This is a genomic window from Arcobacter sp. 15-2 (genome assembly GCF_047159865.1).
Taxonomy (GTDB): Bacteria; Campylobacterota; Campylobacteria; order Campylobacterales; family Arcobacteraceae; genus JAIOSF01.
In genome coordinates this window covers 1,003,584-1,019,849 of record NZ_AP038804.1, presented here as the reverse complement: position 1 = coordinate 1,019,849, position 16,266 = coordinate 1,003,584, and the positions used below count along the sequence as shown (strand labels likewise).

Genomic DNA, 16,266 nt, shown 5'->3' with positions numbered 1-16,266 from the left:
TTATAGCTCCCAAAAATTTTTGAGTATTTGTAAACCATCTGTTTGACTTTTTTCAGGATGAAACTGTACTGCAAAAATATTATTTTTGGCTATGGCAGAAGTAAATTCAAATCCATAATCAGTTGTAGCAATAGATACTTTTTCTTTTTCTTTAAAGTAGTATGAGTGTACAAAATAAAAATCTTTGTGATTATCTATGTTGGCAAATAATTTATTTTGTTCATTTTGAAATGAAATTTCATTCCATCCTACATGAGGAATTTTTAATTTTTGAGTATCAACAGTAAATTTAACAACCTCTGCATCAATCCACCCCAATCCTAAAGTTTCCCCATTCTCATAACTTTTATTTGCCAATAGTTGCATCCCTAAGCAGATACCTAAAAGAGGAGTTTTATCTTCTATCACTTTTTTATTAAGAATTTTTATTAAATTTAATTCTTCTAAATATCTCATACCATCTTTAAATGCACCAACACCCGGTAAAACAAGTTTATCTGCATTGGAAATAGTTTTTATATCATTAGATATTATAGCTTCACAGCCTATTTTTTCAAAAGCTTTTTGTACTGAGCGAAGATTACCCATTTTATAGTCAATGATTACTAAGCTATTATTTGACAAGATACTCTTCTTTTTTTACTAATGATCCATCAATATCTTTTAAAAATTTTCCATTCTCATCTCTTTTAAAAATTCTTTTATTTGTATACGAATCTACAATTTTATCAAACCCTTTTTGCGTAAAACCTGTGTATTCAAGATACTCTTTAATAGCTTTTTTAGGTGGAATCCCATCATATTTATTTACTAATCTCACACCTTCTTCTCTTGATATATACCCAAGACGAATATCTAAACAAGCATTATCAGTAGCTCTACCGTAGCCATATTTGACATATTTTAAATAGTCATGTAGGTGGTTACTATAGCAGTCTAAATTTTCAAAATTTTCATAAGTTGTTTCAACGGCTCTATCTTGAACTGTAAATCCATGTTCTTGTGCCTTTGTAAGAACTTCCCTTAAATCCCACTTGAAATAGTATCCTAAAAATAATCCAGTAACACCAACTCTATGAATATCTTCATCTTCTACATAAGTATATAAAGATAAGTCTTTTTGTGTTAAACCATCAACTCCTATCATATCAGAAATTCTATTTCCCAAAAGTCCACCAAACTCTTCAAGCCATTGCCTATCAAGTGTATTTCTTGTTTTACTCGAAGCTGGTCCTCCATATTCTAGCTGAGGACTCTCTCCCCATATAATAAGTGGTATATTAAAATTTACTGCCATTTTTGGAACAGTAGTAAATATACCTAAATGGTTTTGCCATTCATTATCACCTGTTCTTTGAAAAGCTTCTTTTGCTAGTTTTTTATAAACTATGGGATTTCTTTTTATATGGATTAAATCTACACCTAAATTATTCAAATTATCAAGGTTTTTTCGTCCTATTTGCGTTGGAATTGTAGGTTCAAAACATACACAAAGAGGGTTGAGTCCTAACTCAAGTACTTTCAAAACTTGATAGGTCGAATCTTTTCCTCCACTTACTCCTATGATACAGTCATAATCTGGATGAGACTTATAATTTTTTACAAGTTCTAAAAACTCTTTTTCTCTAGCTTTCCAGTCTATCTCTTTGTTTTTTGATTCTTGTGATCTACAAGCATCACATACTCCATTTTCATCAAAGTGAAGATCAGGTTTTGTATTTGGCATTACACATTTTGTACAAATTTTCATTTTCTTTTCCTTAATATTACTTGTAGTTTGTATCCTTGTAAAGTTTCATGGAGTTTTTCTTCATCAATAATATTTGGAATAAATTCTTTATTTGTAGTATTTCCTAGGTATGGATTTTCATAGCTTAAAAAGTTGTTAATAATACCTATTTCAGATATAACTGTTTTTAAGTTCAATACTTCCAAGTCGCATCTATTTGCTAGTTGTTTTATGGTTTTAACTCCATAAAGGTTAACATGTTCTAGACCATCATACATATTGCAATGTTCTTGAAGTATTTTTGCAGCAAGTGAATCGGAACTCGGAATTTGCAAGAAAATTACTCCATTTTCAGTAAGCAAGTTTTTCATAGTGTTTAAATAAAATTCTCCATCAACTATGTGTTCAAAGACATCCCACATAGTAATAGCATCAAACTTCGTATCAAAGGAGAGATTTTCAAGAAGTTCATTAAAGACTGTATGCCCTTTTTTTTTCACAAATTCAAACTCTGCTTTGTTTAATTCTACTCCATAAGTACTAAGATTTTGTTCTTTTGCTAAATCTAAAAAAGTACCAGAAGAACATCCTATATCTAATATATTAGATATATTAGGATTGTTTTGTTTAATTGCTTGAAGACCTCCATTATAAATAACAGTATAAAAATTATCTGTATCTGATTCTACAACTTCAGATTGTTCTGTATGATTTGTTTGATAGTAGTCTATGATAGCTTCATCAGTAAAGACAGGATTCAGATATACCATAGTACAATCTTGACATTTTACATAAGTTCCACCCTCTTTAGAGAAAATTGATGTGTAACTTTTACCATCACAAACAGGGCAAGTTCGTATTTTTGTAAACTTATCTAAGAATAATCCTGTGCTAGAATCGATATATTTTTTGTGATTTTCTATACTTTCATCCCACATTTTCATTCTCTTTTCGTGGAGTTCTTTTACAGTTTGGGTTGTTTTTATCATGATAATACCTTCACTTAATTAATATTGATTATATTTAACTTTTCTTAAATTTAGTTTAATCTGTTTCCAAAACTATATTCTTTTTTTGCTTTTTTCCCTAGTACTTCATCTAAATATTTTGGATGTTTTCCATATCCGGGTCTCACACTTCTTATATTTTCTTCTGTAAAAAGTTCACCTTTTTTTATATCTTTTGCAACATATAAACTTCTAGAAAATTGTCTTGATTTTTGCTTTTTTTCTGTCATAGAGTAGTCAACTTTTCCGATAAGTTTCTCTGTATCTCTTATTGCTTTTACCATATCGCTAAACTCTTGCTTATCCATAGAAAATTCAGCATCAGCTCCACCTATTGATTTGTCAAGGATAAAATGTTTTTCTATAACTTTTGCACCAAGTGTCACTGCAACTATTGGTGCCGTACTTCCTAAAGTATGGTCTGAAAATCCACTTATTACGCCAAATGTTTGGGCAAGATTTGGAATCGTTTTTAAGTTTGCATCTTCTAGTGGTGCTGGATAGCTACTTGTACATTTTAGTAAAATGATATTGTGGTTACCAACTTTTTTACAAATATCTACCGCATCTTGTATCTCATCTATGGTTGCAATGCCAGTTGATATGATGATAGGTTTCATTTTAGATGCTGTATATCTAATGAGTTCATAATCTGTTATCTCAAAAGATGCTATTTTATACGCACTTGGATTAAATTTATCTAAAAAATCTACAGCTGTTTTATCAAAAGGGGAAGAAAATATGTTTATTCCTATTTCTCTTGCATAAGAAAATAGTTCCTCATGCCATTCCCATGGAAGATATGCTTCGTTATATAAATCATACAGTTTTTTATCATCCCAAAGAGTTCCCCCTTTTATAATAAAGTCTTCTTTATCACAATTAAGTGTAATAGTATCAGCAGTGTAAGTTTGAAGTTTTATAGCATTTGCACCACACTCTTTGGCTGCTGTAATTGTTTCTTTTGCAATTTCGATTTTACCACCATGATTGGCACTGAGTTCTGCTATAATGTATGTTCCATCTTTTAGTAAATCAAAATTACCAATTTTCATTTTTCAACTCCATATATATAATCTCTTTATTTTCTTTATTTTTTGATTGAATTTCTTTAAAATTAAACTTTTGATATAGTTGTATGGCAGTCACATTAGTTTTATACACTTCAGCTTTTAAGACCTGTACTTTTAAAGTTTCAAATGCATATGTACATATTTCACTTAAAAGTAAAGTTCCATATCCTCTTAAATCAGGGTTTGAGTAAATACCCAATTCTGCTTCATATTTTGTAATATTAATAAAATCAATCACTCCTATATTTAAGGAGTTCTCTTTTACTAAAAAATATTTTTTATCGTCTCTTTTTTTTAGAGATTCGATAAAATTTAAATGATCATCAAGTAAAATATCTAAATTATTGTGCATAACAGATTTGATTTTAGGATGATTTCTCCAGTTTAAAATCATTACTTTTTCATCATATTCTAAATTTATAAAATTTATTAACTCTATCATTGGTTCTCTTTTAAATATTTGTGTAGTTTATTTAGTAGCGTTTGTTTATCAAATTTTTTCAATACATCAAGTTTTTGCTGTTTTAAATACTGGTACATATCATTTTGATTTTCAGCTGTTTTAATAGCAATTAAAGGAACCTTCATAAAATACACCTCATTTACAGTCACACTAGGAGTTACTATAGCCAACTCACTTTTATTTATCAGTTTTGCTATTTTATTTGAATTTATATGTAATTTTATCCAAGACTTATCTTTACAATACTTTTTCAATTCTTCAAGATTTTTATTAGCAGTAGTTGTAACTAGATTTACTTTTAAGTTTGTAAACTTTTTGAGTACTTTTAATATTTTAATATTTATATTACTGTGATCAGCCCCACCCATTGCTATAAAAATAGTTGTAAAATTATTATTCTTTTTCTTTTTTCTTTTCTTTATTTCTTCCAAGAACTCATCTCTTAGTAAAGTATAATTATCTCCACAACGAAGCTCACACTCTTTTGGAACTAATCCTTTATATCTTTTTTTATCTGCGCTTATATTGTGATTTAATAATATATCGCAGTCGTGTTTTTCATAGGTATCATCAAAACTAAGTATTTTTAAATGAGGATTATTATCTTTTAGTTTTTTTTCAAACTTACAATCAATATCATAATGATCTATGACAATCATACCTATTATTAATTTTTGGATTAGTTTGTCTAACTCTTCATTATTATTTGATTTTAGTATTTTTAGTTGATAATTGGCTTCAATAATTTTATGATTTATATTTCCTTTTAAATCTTGAGTAGCAAAGATTATATGGTTACCTTTTTTTGCATATTGTTGTGCTAAAACTAAATCTCGCATAATATGACCGGTACCTATGGTAGAGGATGAATCTGCTCGAAAGAGAATATTATTTGACATCTTTAACCTCTTTTGATGTAATATTCTTACATTTCGCCCTAGTTGGCATTCCTCTTCTTTTAGAAGAGGTAATTTTCATAAATTTATTGTTTAATACTTGATACATAAGTTCAGCTCGTTCCCAATCCTCTAAAGTATCAATGTCCTGAACTAAATGACGAGGTAAAATAATAGGAATACTATCTTTGCTAAACATCACTTCATCTGATTTTTTACCATATTTTGTCCAGTAAAACTGACCAGCATCGTGATAGGCTTCTTCTAAGTCTTGACTTCTTGTCATATAGTGTTCAGGTGTGAACATTTCACATCTTCCATCACCATTTAGTTTAAATGTTCTTTGAATTGGAAAAGGCATAGTTGTTGCACTAAAAGCATTTATAGCATCGCTTGTTTGAAGTTGTTGGTAACCATCTATGAGATACTTTTTTTGTAGAAGTGGTGCTGTGGCATAGATAGTGCAGATATACTCATACTCTTCACTTTGAGCTTTTAGGTACTCTATAGTATGATTTACAACTTCACCCGTACCTGTAAAATCATCACTAAGTTCAGGCGGTCTTATAAATGGTACTTCTGCCCCATATTTTCTAGCTATCTGAGCTATGTTTTCATCATCAGTACTGACTATTACTTTATCAAAAAGCTTTGAGTCAAGTGCGACCTCAATACTATAAGCAATAAGTGGTTTACCAAAAAAGTCTTTTATATTTTTTTTTGGTATTCTTTTACTTCCACCTCGTGCTGGTATTATGGCTATGGCATTCGTGTTCATATCAAAATCTCAAATAAGGTTTTTATCACATACTTTTGTTCATCACTTGTCAAACTATAATACATAGGAAGTGAAAAGCACTCTTCATAATACTTATCCATCATAGGTGTTGATTCATTTCCATATCCAAGTTTTTTATAAAAAGGCTGTTTATTTATAGGGATATAATGAAGTTGTATCCCTATGTTTTTCTCTTTCGTTTTTATAAACAACTCCTTTTTAGTGATCTTAAGCTTTGTAAAATCAACTTGCACTACATACAGATGATAGGATGATTTACCACTATTAAAAGTATAGAGTGGTTTTACCATAGTTCTTTCAAAAGCTTTATCATATTTTTTGGCTATGTTATATCTTTTTTCTATAAATGTATCTAGTTTGGAAAGTTGAGAGAGTCCCAACGCACATTGAATATCGGTAATACGATAGTTAAATCCTAATGAGTGCATCTCATATTCCCATGGTTTCATCTCTGGTGTTTTTATCATACCGTGTGATCGTAAGGTTAGAAGTTTTTCATAGACCTCTTCTGAATTTGTAGTAATAGCACCACCTTCTGCTGTGGTAAGGTGTTTTACAGGATGAAAAGAGAATATTGAACAATCAGAATTTTGACAACTACCAGCTTTTATACCATCATAAATAGCTCCAATAGCATGGGCATTGTCTTCTAGTATTTTGATACCATAAGTCTTTTTTAGATATTGTAGTTTTGTTTGATTTAGCAAATTTCCTGAAAACGAAACACCATAAAGAGCTTTTATGTTTGGGTCTTTTTGAAGAGCTTGTTCACATAAATCTAAATCTATATTTCCATCATTAGCTATATCTATAAATATTGGTTTTGCTTTTGTATAAAGTATAGCGTTACTTGTCGCTAAAAAAGAGTTTGGAGTTGTTAAAACTTTATCATTTTCACTTAGAAGTACAAGTGAAGATAAATGCAAAGCAGCTGTTCCATTGCAAACAGCCACACAATATTTTGCCCCACAATAATCAGATATAGCATCTTCAAACTCTTTTATTTTTGGACCAGTGGTTAAAAAATCTGATTGTAAAGTATCTACAACATTTTGTATATCTTTTTCATCAATGAATTGCTTACCATAAGGTATAAAATTCATTGCTTTAGTCCTTTGCCATCTTTAAGAGTTCTTCATTTGTGAGCCATTGGGTATTATTTCCAGAATTGTATTCAAAACCTTGTTTTACAGGAACACCAACTTCTCCTAGTTTATTTTTGGCATAATCGCATTTTCTAGTAAAAGTAATAGTTGGTTTGATCACAAAGTGATCGTCAAATTCAAGAGTAAGGTGACTATCATCTGCTGGACACATTATCTCATGGAGCTTTTCTCCTGGTCTTATTCCTACTATCTCATGCTCAAGATTAGGTGCAATTGCATTTGCCATATCTACTATTTTCATTGATGCAATTTTAGGTATAAATATCTCTCCACCTTGCATTCTATCAAAGTTTTTTAGTACAAAATTTACACCATCTTCAAGAGTGATAAAAAATCGTGTCATTTTATCATCTGTGATAGGAATTTTTTTTGCACCTTCATGGATAAGTTTTCTAAAAAATGGTACAACACTTCCACGGCTTCCTACGACATTTCCATATCGTACAACTGCAAAAGATGTTTCTTGTTCCCCTACGAGATTATTTGCAGCAACAAAAAGTTTATCGCTTGCTAGTTTTGTCGCACCATAAAGGTTTACCGGATTTGCTGCTTTATCAGTTGAAAGAGCAATCACTTTTGAAACTTTGTTTTCAATAGCTGCATCGATAACATTTTGTGCACCGTTGATATTTGTTTTGATACATTCCATTGGATTATACTCAGCAATTGGCACATGTTTTAAAGCAGCTGCATGAATAACAAAGTCAACATCTTTCATCGCTTTTTTTAGTCGATCAGCATCTCGAACATCACCTATAAAATATCGCATACAAGACTCATTGAAATCTTGTGCCATTTCGTATTGTTTGAGTTCATCTCTACTAAATATGATGATTTTATTAGGTTTATAATTTTTTAAAAGTATTTGTGTATATTTTTTACCAAAACTTCCAGTTCCACCTGTTATGAGTATATTTTTTCCATTGAACATATTAAATCCTAATATTGAGTTGTATTAAAGTGTATATTATTTTACAATAATATACTCATCTTCAAAATAAATTTTATCATCAATACCTATTACTTTCTCTTCATTATCAAATGAGAAATCATAAATTATTACATCTGTAAAATCAGGTGAAATCTTGATAAGGTATCCTTGTGATTCAAGTGCGTATAAGTTTTCGCCAAATGCAAGAGCATTGATTTTTGCAAACTTGAATTTTTTTGATGCTAAAATATTCAGAGAAGTATCATACTTAAGAATTCTACCATCTAATGTAGCAACATATATAAAGTCATCTTTAATGATGATATTTTGTACCTCTACATCTTTTATATTGGCTTTCCCCTCTATAAATGTAAAAAGTTTTTTTGAAGTTGCTGCAACTAAGGCATCATCAATCTCTTGTAAAAAGATTATATTGTTTACATCACTTTGGGGATCTATATTGATTGTTTTTACTATAGATTTATTTTTAATATCAACAATAACAACTTTCCCATCTAGTGTAGGATATAAAATAACAGTATTTAAAAAAACAGGATTTGTAATTTTTATATTATTTACAACAGATGTTTGTAGATATTCTTTAAATAGTACTTGTTTTGTATTTAAGTCATATAAAACAATAGAGTTATCCATCGAACCAAAAGCTAATAAGTTTTTGCTTTTAGAAGCAGATATGATGTTTTTATCAAAAGAAATTACTTCATCTAAATTTTTATTTTTAATATGGATAGAAGCATTGTCATCAGCTGATAAAATAGTATTATCTATATAGTTTAAAAATGTATATCCCTCTTTTGTGTGAGTATGAACACCTTTTTTTGAAACATAGGTATAGTTTTCTAAAGTTGCACCATTTGCATTTAAGTCAATAATTGAGGCCTCTAAATCGAGTGAATCACTTTTGAAGCTAATTGTATCTTCTGGTTCAAAATATTTTTTTGAACTACACCCTGTAAATAGAATCAAAAATAGTAATGTAAATGATAATAATTTAGTCATATTGTGTTCCTTATTTTGTTAACAAAAAATGCTCAAGCATTTTGGCTAGTGGAGATACTTCTGATTTATCACTGATAAGTTTTAGAGTCTCTTTTGCTTCAGTATATTGTGATTTTTCTGTTTGGATGAGTGCTTTATTTAGAAGTGCAAAATCTTTAAGAAGAAATTTTTGTTCTTGTGTTACTTCATCAATTTTTTCGATGCTATTTTCTTTGATGGCATTTTTGTACTGTACTAATTGTTTGAAAAATTCTGCATTTGTTTCTTTTGTTGTATCTATTTTATATTGAAATATTTCATATAGTTTTGGATTTTTTGTTTTTAAAATAGCAAGTGCTTCTTTGTCATTTGGATTTTTAAGTAAAGTATTAAATGCTATATTTGCATGAAGCGTATTTTTTTCTGTTATATATGATGATGTATAATAACCTATTATTGATAGAATTATTGCAGCTACAAGTGTCAATAGTATTTTTTTATATTTTTTGAAGAACTTTTCAACTTTGAAAAAGTTTTCGATATAACTCTCTTCTGCTGATATCTCTTTTTTGATATAGTCAACATCTTCTTTTAAACTCATATTATAAACCTTATTATGTATTATTTTAAGCAATAGTATAGCTAAAGTTTATTTATTATATGTTTAGAGTCGTTTAGATATTTACAGCTTCTAAATACAACCATGCATGATTTTTCTTTTCAAAGGCACTTTTTTCTGTAAATGAATAATCTTTTGCGTCATGTGTTATCTTTGCATGAAATGTGACATAAGAGCGTTTGTCATTTTCAATAAACTCAATTATAGTAAGTTTTTCAAATTTATAATTTGAAGTAAAGTCTAAAATTTCTTTTTTCCACTGCTGTGTATCATCTGTAAAATCTATATTTTGTTCATGTGTTGTTTTGATAATATAATCTGCATTGTGTAAGTAGTATGCACAATACCTAGATCTCATAAGTTGTAACGCAGTTTTTGGTAGTATCCCTTTGTGGAAAGGTTGGCAACATTTTTTATATTTGTTACCACTTTCACAAGGACAAGAAGCGTTAGCAGAGAGTTTGATAATAAATCTCTACTTTAAATCTTTTTTAGCTTTTTCAGCTCTTCTTCTTTTTGTTGGATCAAGTTCTCTTTTTCTTAATCTAATGTTTTCAGGAGTAACTTCAACAAGCTCATCATCTTCAATCCACTCTAAAGCATGCTCTAAAGACATATCTTTAGCAGGGATAATTTTAATAGCTTCATCTGCACCAGATGATCTTACATTTGATTGTTGCTTAGCTTTTACAGGATTAACATCAAGATCATTTGCTCTTGAATGCTCACCAATAACCATACCAGCATAAACTTTAGTTTGAGGAGAGATAAACATAATTCCTCTATCTTGTAAGTTAAAGATTGAGAATGCAACAGCTTCACCTTGTTCAGTTGATGTAAGTGCTCCATTCATTCTTGATGTAACTGCACCAGAGTGTGGTCTAAACTCTAAGAATGAGTGGTTCATTACACCTTCACCTTTTGTATCAGTAAGGAATTGACCTCTGTATCCGATTAATCCTCTTGCAGGAATTTCGAATTCAACTCTAGTTTGTCCATCACCCATTGGTACCATGTTTGACATTACAGCTTTTCTTTTCCCTAGAGTTTCAATAACAGCACCAGAAAATTCATCTGGAACATCACAAACTAAATGTTCAAAAGGCTCACACTTAACACCATCGATCTCTTTAACAATAACTTCTGGTCTAGAGATTGAAAATTCAAAACCTTCTCTTCTCATATTTTCAGCAAGAATAGTGATTTGTAGTTCACCTCTACCTCTTACTTCAAATGCAGCTTCACCTTTAGCTTCATATTGCATAGCAATGTTTGTGTTCATCTCTGCATCAAGTCTTTCTTGAATTTTATTAGAAGTAACAAATTTACCTTCTGTACCAGCTAATGGAGAGTTATTTACTGCAAATGTTACAGATAAAGTAGGCTCTTCAATATGTAATGGATCAAGAGGCATTGGGTTTTTAGGATCACATAAAGAATCACCAACATCAACAGTTTCAAAACCAGCAATAGCAACAATATCACCATGTCCAGCTTTATCGATATCCATTTTTTCAAGACCTTTAAATCCAATAAGTTTAGAGATTCTTCCGTTTACTTTTTCTCCGTCAGCTTTCACTAAAGTAACATTTTCACCCATAGAAACTGTTCCATTAAAAATTCTAGCAATACCAATTTTACCAATAAAGTTATCATATCCAAGTGTAAATACTTGTAGTTGAAGACCATTGTCATCAGAACCAGTTGGTTCAGGAACCTCTTCTAAAATCATATCTAATAATGGAATCATATTTTCATTATCACTATCTAATGTTAATCTAGAGATACCATTTTTAGCTGCTGCATATACAACAGGAAATTCAAGTTGCTCTTCAGTTGCACCCATTTGGTCAAATAGGTCAAATACTTCATCAACAACTCTATCTGGCTCAGCAGCATCTTTATCAATTTTATTTACTACAACGATTGGTCTATGACCAATTTCAAGTGCTTTTTTAACAACAAATTTAGTTTGTGGCATAACACCTTCTTGTGCATCTACAAGTAATAAAACAGAATCAACCATTTTAAGAACTCGCTCAACTTCTCCACCAAAATCGGCATGGCCCGGAGTGTCAATGATGTTAATTCTTACATCTTTGTAGTCAATAGCAGTATTCTTAGCAAGAATAGTAATCCCTCTTTCTTTTTCGATATCATTACTATCCATCATTCTGTCTTCAGTTTCTGCTCTGTCATCGAATGTACCAGATTGTTTTAGTAGTTCATCTACAAGTGTTGTTTTACCGTGGTCAACGTGCGCGATAACGGCAATATTTCTAATATCTCTCATATATTCTCCTAGGCTTTAAACCTTCTATTAATTTTCGCGATTATATCAAAATTTTAATTTAATAGTTATTAAGTGTATTGATTTTACATAAAAAAAGGGAACTTCAATTTGAAGTTCCCTTTTTTATTTTTAAGATAGTTTATTATCTTCTAGCGTATGCTGCGTCTGCTAAATCACTTGTGTTTACAATGTAAGGTACAAGAGCCATGTGTCTTGCTCTTTTAATTGCATTTTCAACTTGCTCTTGAAATCTTTTAGATGTTCCAGTAAGTCTTCTAGGCATAATTTTACCTCTTTCAGACATAGAGATTTTTAATAATTCTCCATTTTTGTAATCGATGTAATCTAATTTCATTGCAGAGTATTTACAATATTTTTTTGCGAATTTTCTTCTTTCAGCCATAACTGTTCCTTTTATATTCTTCTAAAGACTAAAACGGTATTTCGTCGTTGTCTATATCAATTGTAGGTATGTTTTGTTCATAAGCATTCTGCCCTGAGTGCATACCACCACTTTGTTGTTGCTGTGGCGCATTATAATTTTGTTGTGCTGGTTGACTATATTGCTGAGCTTGAGCATTATAGTTTTGCTGTTGTGGTTGATTCATTTGCTGTGGTGCATTATAGTTGTTTCCACCCATATCTTGTGAATCAGATTTACCGTCTAAAAACTTAAATTCTGTTACACTCAATGCATGTCTACTTCTATTTGTTCCATCTTGTGCTTTCCATTGTTGGAAAACCAATCTTCCCTCAAGCATAACCTTAGAACCTTTTCGTACATATTGATTGAAAATCTCACCACCTTTACCAAATATAGAAAAATCTAAAAAACAAACTTCATCAACTTGTTCTCCATTTTGTTTTTTATATTTGTGGCTAGTTGCTATAGCACCATTTGCTATAGCACTTCCACTTGGAAGATATTTTAACTCAATATCTCTTGTTAGGTTTCCTATTGTTATCACTTTATTGTACATAAAAAATTCCTTTTAATTAGCACTAAAATTATTTTGCAGTTGCTTTTTCTGAACGCTTAGCAGCTTCTTCAGACATTGCTGTCCAGTGCTTGATCTCTGTTTTACTTTCAGACTTAATGAAAATAAATCTAATGATATTTTCATTTACTCTGTAATTTCTTTCTAATTCAGTAATTGATTCAGAAGGTGCAGTAAAGTAGATTACATAGTAGTAACCTCTTTTTTGCTTTTCGATTTCATAAGCAAGGTTTCTTGAACCCATATCATCAACAGAAACGATTGTTCCACCATTTTTTTCAATATTTGCTTTTACAGTTGCAATTTCTGCTTGAGTTTCCTCATCTGTAAGTGTCGCTTTAACTATAAACATAGTCTCATAATGTCTAATTCTAGCCATTCTTTCTCCTTTTGGTTTTAAGCCGGTAAACAGGAATTTATCAGCAAGGTAAGGGGTGATAATTTAAATAAAACTTAAATTATTTCCACTTTGAATGGCGATTTTATCTTAAACTAGCTGAGAATTTCCTAAAACAAGCTTGGGTATAACTATTTATCTCCAAACCCTTTTTTGTTTTTAGTTCTAATTCTAAATTTAAAAAGAAATTTAACATCTCTGTAAATTCGTCATTGTTAAACTTCATAGCAATACTTGCTCTTGCATTTGCTATATTAGTTGGAAGTTTATATCCCCAAATCTCTAAAATATTGAGTTGACCATTGAGTTTTAAGTAGCTATTGATACTAAAAAGTTGTTGTATGAAAGATGTTGTTTGATTGATAAGATTTATCTCATTCATCCCCTCTTCTAAAAGCATGTATAAATCTTTATTGATAGCTTGAGCTGTAAAGAGTTTATTAAAAAAATCATCTAATGAAACAGCACCCATACCAAAACATTGTGCATTTATTATATTTGCTGTAATGGGTGTTTGAAGTATCGATAATTTATTTAAATCATTCACAGCAAGACTTAAATTTTTTTGATGCATATTATAAAGGTATTGTAATTCTCCGAATCCACATTGAATATTTTTTGAAATGGCAACTTCATTTAAAATATGAACAGCCTCCTGGTCAGTTGGAGCAAAAAACCGTACTTCACAAGAATTGGTTTTTTTAGTAAAACTTTTTGCCATCGTTTTAAAATCAGTATCTCCTACGCAAGAGACTATAAGATAACTTTCAGGATTAGTATTACAAAATTTTATAAGCTCATCAAGTTCTTTTTTTGGAATCTTTTTTTGAGTTTTTATTAAAAGTATATTTGAAGATGCAAAAAGTGAAGATTGTGATAGATAATTTTCGCAATCTTTAAAGTTATATTCATCAAAGTATATCTTTCTGATCTCATCATCATTTGCTAATTTTGATGCTACTTTATTTGAATAAGTATCAACTAAATAATCACATTGACCATAAAACATATAGGCATTATATTGAATATTGGAAGTAAATTCATTGTCAAATTGTTTTTTGTACATTTTAAACTATATTTCCAGTAATTTTTTTAGAAATTATATCACTACTTGCTATTTTCACTTTCACTTGAGAAAAGAGTTTTTCACCACCATAGTTTTCTATATGTACTCTGGCACCTTTTACACCTTCAATGAGTTTAACCAATATTGTATCTGTATCAACAATAGTTGCAAGATATATTTTTCCAATATTTTTACTTAAATATCTAGCATATTTTCTATCTTCGTAGTCCCAAACAAGTCTTGCAATCTCTCTTTCTTTTATACTTATATCTTCACAAATAGTTTCTATATTTTCTGGAATTTTACCTGTTTTTAAAATACGATGTAATACCAAATCAGAATATCTTCGTATAGGTGAAGTAAAGTGTGAATAATCAGTAAATCCAAGACCAAAATGTGGTTTCTTAATACTTGAGTAGGATGCTTGTTGTTGTGATTGAATTATGAGTTCATCTACTTCTTGTTCTAAGTTAGCCTTTCGTGCCAGTTTTTGAATAGAAATAATAGTTGAATGAACATCTTCTTTCAGTTTGGCTTCTATACCTAAAAAGTTTACTTCATCTATGAGTTTTTTGATTTTAGAATCACTTGGTTCATCATGCACTCTAAAAATACCTATACTTTTAAGTTTTTTTGCAGCTTCTTGATTTGCTAAAAGCATACACTCTTCAACTAAACTATGTGAAGGAGATGATGATTCTAATTTAAAATCAATTAGATTTTCCTCTTGATCTAAAATAAGGCGAATCTCATCATTTCTAAAATCAAAACCATTTTTAAGCCTGTTTTTTTTGAGTTTTTGTGTGATTTTAAACAGTTTTGTATGAATATTATTGTCATCATTTCTCTCTAATACTTCATCTATATATTCATAGCTATGTTTATGTTTAGATTCAATCATAGCTTCTAAAAGTTCACTTGAAATTACTTTTGTATGATTCTTATTGAGTTTCATTTTAAATACATAAGCAGGTCTTGGTTTATTTGGTACAAGCGAACATAAGTCTGTACTTAATTCAAAAGGTAACATAGGTAAAACTTTATGCGGAAAATAAAGGGAAAATGACCTTTGAAAAGCAGCTTTATCAAGAGAAGAATCCTCTTCTACATAAGCACTTACATCTGCAATTGCAACATAAATTTCATTTGATTGTTCATCGAAGTAGATTGCATCATCATGATCTTTTGCACTTGCTGGATCAATAGTTGAAAACTCTAAATCTGTCAAATCTGTTCTAGTGTCTTTTTTAAGAATAGAATAGTTTGATAAGGGAGTTTCATCTAGTCTATAGAGTTCATGATATAAAAATAATGATATTTTTTCATCTACTTTTGCATCTTCAATATGTCCAAATTTTGAAGTTATTTTTCCTTGTGAAAATACAACTACATCACCATCTTTGTTATTGACGATTTCACAATCAATTAAAATATTTTCTTTAATAGTATAAAGATTTTTGTTTTTTACATAACACAATATATCATTTTCAGTTCTATTGAGTATTTGGATAACCTTAGCTTTTGTACGACCTTTTGGATTAAATAATATTTGTACCAATACTATATCATCTCTATAGGCACCATTAAGTTTATCAAAATCTAAATATATTTTTTGACTTGAATTTGTTGAAAGATGTAGTGTTGCTATCTTTTCAGAGATACTTACTGTTCCAATTTTATATTTGCTATTTAGTGAATAGACATTATTTTCAAATTTTACAATTTGAGTAGATTGTTCATCATAAATTTTTTTTAAAGTTTCGTTTTTCAAAATTTTCCTAGTTTTATTGTCAATAACTTTTATTCTAATAATAGCAGATTATTATAAAA

At 29.7% G+C, this 16,266-nt stretch carries 18 protein-coding genes and 1 pseudogene; all 19 read right to left on the bottom strand.

Annotated elements, in window-relative coordinates; genetic code table 11:
• A complete protein-coding gene (gene hisH, locus ACMCMH_RS05425; RefSeq protein ID WP_412728001.1) occupies nt 1-588 on the bottom strand; it encodes an imidazole glycerol phosphate synthase subunit HisH in 588 nt (195 codons plus the stop codon).
• Nucleotides 589-613: 25 nt separating this feature from the next.
• Nucleotides 614-1,750 carry an N-acetyl sugar amidotransferase gene (locus ACMCMH_RS05420; RefSeq protein ID WP_412727827.1) on the bottom strand — a complete coding sequence of 379 codons (1,137 nt, stop codon included), beginning with the start codon at nt 1,748-1,750 and terminating at the stop codon, nt 614-616.
• On the bottom strand, nt 1,747-2,718 hold the full coding sequence (locus ACMCMH_RS05415) for a class I SAM-dependent methyltransferase (RefSeq protein WP_412727826.1): 972 nt from the start codon (nt 2,716-2,718) through the stop codon (nt 1,747-1,749). The genes ACMCMH_RS05420 and ACMCMH_RS05415 overlap by 4 nt, the downstream gene beginning before the upstream one ends.
• Nucleotides 2,719-2,768: 50 nt before the next feature.
• Entirely contained in the window at nt 2,769-3,791 is a 1,023-nt protein-coding gene (gene pseI / locus ACMCMH_RS05410) for a pseudaminic acid synthase (protein WP_412727825.1), read from the bottom strand.
• Nucleotides 3,778-4,251: a UDP-4-amino-4,6-dideoxy-N-acetyl-beta-L-altrosamine N-acetyltransferase gene (pseH, locus tag ACMCMH_RS05405; RefSeq protein ID WP_412727824.1), complete on the bottom strand. Its 474-nt coding sequence runs from the start codon at nt 4,249-4,251 to the stop codon at nt 3,778-3,780. Before pseH ends, pseI begins: the two co-directional genes overlap by 14 nt.
• Nucleotides 4,248-5,171: a UDP-2,4-diacetamido-2,4,6-trideoxy-beta-L-altropyranose hydrolase gene (pseG, locus tag ACMCMH_RS05400; protein ID WP_412727823.1), complete on the bottom strand. Its 924-nt coding sequence runs from the start codon at nt 5,169-5,171 to the stop codon at nt 4,248-4,250. The genes pseH and pseG overlap by 4 nt, the downstream gene beginning before the upstream one ends.
• Nucleotides 5,161-5,946 (bottom strand): pseudaminic acid cytidylyltransferase, encoded by a 786-nt coding sequence (gene pseF, locus ACMCMH_RS05395; RefSeq protein WP_412727822.1) that lies wholly within the window; start codon nt 5,944-5,946, stop codon nt 5,161-5,163. Before pseF ends, pseG begins: the two co-directional genes overlap by 11 nt.
• On the bottom strand, nt 5,943-7,070 hold the full coding sequence (gene pseC / locus ACMCMH_RS05390) for a UDP-4-amino-4,6-dideoxy-N-acetyl-beta-L-altrosamine transaminase (RefSeq protein WP_412727821.1): 1,128 nt from the start codon (nt 7,068-7,070) through the stop codon (nt 5,943-5,945). Before pseC ends, pseF begins: the two co-directional genes overlap by 4 nt.
• A 4-nt stretch (nt 7,071-7,074) precedes the next feature.
• Nucleotides 7,075-8,064, bottom strand: coding sequence for a UDP-N-acetylglucosamine 4,6-dehydratase (inverting) (gene pseB, locus ACMCMH_RS05385; RefSeq protein ID WP_412727820.1), 990 nt, complete (start codon nt 8,062-8,064; stop codon nt 7,075-7,077).
• 36 nt (nt 8,065-8,100) lie between these two features.
• Nucleotides 8,101-9,084: a hypothetical protein gene (locus ACMCMH_RS05380; protein ID WP_412727819.1), complete on the bottom strand. Its 984-nt coding sequence runs from the start codon at nt 9,082-9,084 to the stop codon at nt 8,101-8,103.
• A 10-nt stretch (nt 9,085-9,094) separates the two neighbouring features.
• Nucleotides 9,095-9,664 carry a hypothetical protein gene (locus tag ACMCMH_RS05375; protein WP_412727818.1) on the bottom strand — a complete coding sequence of 190 codons (570 nt, stop codon included), beginning with the start codon at nt 9,662-9,664 and terminating at the stop codon, nt 9,095-9,097.
• A 73-nt stretch (nt 9,665-9,737) separates the two neighbouring features.
• Nucleotides 9,738-10,040 carry a YchJ family metal-binding protein gene (locus ACMCMH_RS05370; protein WP_412727817.1) on the bottom strand — a complete coding sequence of 101 codons (303 nt, stop codon included), beginning with the start codon at nt 10,038-10,040 and terminating at the stop codon, nt 9,738-9,740.
• Nucleotides 10,041-10,103: 63 nt separating this feature from the next.
• Nucleotides 10,104-10,148 (bottom strand): annotated as a pseudogene (locus ACMCMH_RS05365) (hypothetical protein); the annotation flags it as partial.
• Between the two features lie 9 nt (nt 10,149-10,157).
• Nucleotides 10,158-11,975, bottom strand: coding sequence for a translational GTPase TypA (gene typA, locus ACMCMH_RS05360; protein WP_412727816.1), 1,818 nt, complete (start codon nt 11,973-11,975; stop codon nt 10,158-10,160).
• A gap of 142 nt (nt 11,976-12,117) precedes the next feature.
• Complete coding sequence (gene rpsR, locus ACMCMH_RS05355) at nt 12,118-12,378, bottom strand: 30S ribosomal protein S18 (RefSeq protein ID WP_412727815.1); 261 nt, start codon at nt 12,376-12,378, stop codon at nt 12,118-12,120.
• A gap of 28 nt (nt 12,379-12,406) precedes the next feature.
• Entirely contained in the window at nt 12,407-12,955 is a 549-nt protein-coding gene (gene ssb, locus ACMCMH_RS05350; RefSeq protein ID WP_412727814.1) for a single-stranded DNA-binding protein, read from the bottom strand.
• Nucleotides 12,956-12,983: 28 nt separating this feature from the next.
• On the bottom strand, nt 12,984-13,352 hold the full coding sequence (rpsF, locus tag ACMCMH_RS05345; protein WP_412727813.1) for a 30S ribosomal protein S6: 369 nt from the start codon (nt 13,350-13,352) through the stop codon (nt 12,984-12,986).
• Nucleotides 13,353-13,455: 103 nt separating this feature from the next.
• On the bottom strand, nt 13,456-14,436 hold the full coding sequence (gene holA / locus ACMCMH_RS05340) for a DNA polymerase III subunit delta (RefSeq protein ID WP_412727812.1): 981 nt from the start codon (nt 14,434-14,436) through the stop codon (nt 13,456-13,458).
• A 1-nt stretch (nt 14,437) separates the two neighbouring features.
• Complete coding sequence (locus tag ACMCMH_RS05335) at nt 14,438-16,207, bottom strand: RNB domain-containing ribonuclease (protein ID WP_412727811.1); 1,770 nt, start codon at nt 16,205-16,207, stop codon at nt 14,438-14,440.
• Between the last annotated feature and the right edge of the window lie 59 nt (nt 16,208-16,266).

What these genes read in the sequence shown, in the direction of transcription:
- pseI (WP_412727825.1), bottom strand. Translation starts at nt 3,791, where the DNA reads ATGAAAATTGGTAATTTTGATTTACTAAAAGATGGAACATACATTATA.
- pseH (WP_412727824.1), bottom strand. Translation starts at nt 4,251, where the DNA reads ATGATAGAGTTAATAAATTTTATAAATTTAGAATATGATGAAAAAGTA.
- holA (WP_412727812.1), bottom strand. Translation starts at nt 14,436, where the DNA reads ATGTACAAAAAACAATTTGACAATGAATTTACTTCCAATATTCAATAT.
- ACMCMH_RS05420 (WP_412727827.1), bottom strand. Translation starts at nt 1,750, where the DNA reads ATGAAAATTTGTACAAAATGTGTAATGCCAAATACAAAACCTGATCTT.
- pseC (WP_412727821.1), bottom strand. Translation starts at nt 7,070, where the DNA reads ATGAATTTTATACCTTATGGTAAGCAATTCATTGATGAAAAAGATATA.
- hisH (WP_412728001.1), bottom strand. Translation starts at nt 588, where the DNA reads ATGGGTAATCTTCGCTCAGTACAAAAAGCTTTTGAAAAAATAGGCTGT.
- ssb (WP_412727814.1), bottom strand. Translation starts at nt 12,955, where the DNA reads ATGTACAATAAAGTGATAACAATAGGAAACCTAACAAGAGATATTGAG.
- ACMCMH_RS05375 (WP_412727818.1), bottom strand. Translation starts at nt 9,664, where the DNA reads ATGAGTTTAAAAGAAGATGTTGACTATATCAAAAAAGAGATATCAGCA.
- ACMCMH_RS05370 (WP_412727817.1), bottom strand. Translation starts at nt 10,040, where the DNA reads ATGAGATCTAGGTATTGTGCATACTACTTACACAATGCAGATTATATT.
- rpsR (WP_412727815.1), bottom strand. Translation starts at nt 12,378, where the DNA reads ATGGCTGAAAGAAGAAAATTCGCAAAAAAATATTGTAAATACTCTGCA.
- typA (WP_412727816.1), bottom strand. Translation starts at nt 11,975, where the DNA reads ATGAGAGATATTAGAAATATTGCCGTTATCGCGCACGTTGACCACGGT.
- ACMCMH_RS05415 (WP_412727826.1), bottom strand. Translation starts at nt 2,718, where the DNA reads ATGATAAAAACAACCCAAACTGTAAAAGAACTCCACGAAAAGAGAATG.
- ACMCMH_RS05380 (WP_412727819.1), bottom strand. Translation starts at nt 9,084, where the DNA reads ATGACTAAATTATTATCATTTACATTACTATTTTTGATTCTATTTACA.
- pseG (WP_412727823.1), bottom strand. Translation starts at nt 5,171, where the DNA reads ATGTCAAATAATATTCTCTTTCGAGCAGATTCATCCTCTACCATAGGT.
- rpsF (WP_412727813.1), bottom strand. Translation starts at nt 13,352, where the DNA reads ATGGCTAGAATTAGACATTATGAGACTATGTTTATAGTTAAAGCGACA.
- pseB (WP_412727820.1), bottom strand. Translation starts at nt 8,064, where the DNA reads ATGTTCAATGGAAAAAATATACTCATAACAGGTGGAACTGGAAGTTTT.
- pseF (WP_412727822.1), bottom strand. Translation starts at nt 5,946, where the DNA reads ATGAACACGAATGCCATAGCCATAATACCAGCACGAGGTGGAAGTAAA.